General features: G+C 50.6%; 2 protein-coding genes. Both read right to left on the bottom strand.

Annotation, left to right across the window (positions count from 1 at the left end; translation table 11 throughout):
• Positions 1 to 31: 31 nt before the first annotated feature.
• Positions 32 to 754, bottom strand: a complete 723-nt coding sequence (locus tag WBG83_RS22420; protein WP_336747614.1) for a transposase — start codon at positions 752 to 754, stop codon at positions 32 to 34.
• 34 nt (positions 755 to 788) lie between these two features.
• Positions 789 to 1310, bottom strand: a complete 522-nt coding sequence (locus WBG83_RS22415; RefSeq protein ID WP_336747615.1) for a helix-turn-helix domain-containing protein — start codon at positions 1308 to 1310, stop codon at positions 789 to 791.
• Positions 1311 to 1378 lie beyond the last annotated feature (68 nt).

Raw genomic sequence — 1378 nt, 5'->3', positions numbered from 1 at the left:
CTAGTGCTATATTCCGCAAATAGGCCAACGTTTAAACGCTCAGGGCTTTACCCTTGTATGCCCATTTGAAAGGCTTGGCCATTGTTACATTGAAATATTCGATAAACTGAAAGACTTGCTTTTGCAAGTCCAAGGTACTTTTGAAATTTCCACGCTTAAGCAAACGACGAACCAAAATGCTGAACCAGAGTTCAATCATGTTTAACCAAGAGCAGTGCTTGGGCGTGTACACGAATCGGATGCGATGAGAGGAATCGGTTAAAAAGGCAGCGCGGCTGGCAAGTCGGGCCAACACACCCGACTTGCCTTTCTGTCCCAGCGTATCGTCCAACTCGCAATGTCGCGCAACCAGTCGAACCAGACTCTCCGACTGATGGGTGTTCAGTCCATCGACGATAAACACCCATTCGGCTTGTGGGTCGCTTTGGATCAACTGCTCGATGTAGGCGGCAAAATCGGTTTCGCCACGTGTCTGCGCCATGGTGGATGAAACAATTTTACCTAACGCTACCGCTAAGCCGGAAATGAGACTGAGCGTGCCATGGCGGATGTATTCGAATTCTCGCCGTTCCACCAACCCCCGTTTCATGGGAAGTAAGGGATGAAGTCGCTCCAATGCCTGAATCCCCGTCATTTCATCAATCGACACGACATGCACGCCAAGCGTATGCAGCAGCGGAGCCAACCGATAATGCCGACTGATTTCCCGCGTTTTCTCGGCGAACTCGACAGGATCCTGCGGTTTGGCGTTCATCCAGCCTTTTGATCGGTGGGGTTGCAAATCGGCTTCATTTTAAAAAACGCCACACTTGTGTGAGCGAAATGGACGAGACAATGCCGCGTTTGATCGCTTCATCACGTACTTCGCGCGGTGTCCAATGGCTGATCGGCCGTTCGCTGAGCATCGGATCTTCACATGCAATCGCCATGATTTGCAGCACTTGTTGCTCGGTGAAAGTCGCCGGTGCTCCTGGACGAGGCTGATCCTGAAGCAGTTGTACAATGGCGTCTTCCAATTCTTCGGGATGCAGCTGCTCGATTTGGCAAAACTGAGGATAATGTGTGATCCAACGTCCGCGCCAAAGGACCACTTGCGGGCGATCGAATGACAAAAGCTCGCTTATGGCTGTGTTGTTGACGCCTTTGACCGACTCTACGACTACGCGTGCCCGTTTCGCCAATGCTTGCGGTGTGTTTCGCCGCCGAATCAATTGTTCCAGTAGTTCACGTTGTTTCTCACTTACCAGGATTTCAGCTGCTTTTGGTCCTCTTGCCACTGGGATCACCTCGATGAACTTTGCTATGTTCATCAAGTGTAACATAACCCTTGGTAAGATTGCCCTATTACCGTTGGAACTTTTGCGGAATCAAGCACTAG

Source organism: Paenibacillus sp. y28, from assembly GCF_037137075.1.
Classification (GTDB): domain Bacteria; phylum Bacillota; class Bacilli; order Paenibacillales; family NBRC-103111; genus JBBBNV01.
Note: the sequence above shows the minus strand (reverse complement) of the source record. Positions and strands in the feature narration are given on the sequence as shown.

Excerpts from the sequence above, each read along its gene's own strand:
- WBG83_RS22420 (WP_336747614.1), bottom strand. The coding sequence starts at position 754 with ATGAACGCCAAACCGCAGGATCCTGTCGAGTTCGCCGAGAAAACGCGG.
- WBG83_RS22415 (WP_336747615.1), bottom strand. The coding sequence starts at position 1,310 with ATGAACATAGCAAAGTTCATCGAGGTGATCCCAGTGGCAAGAGGACCA.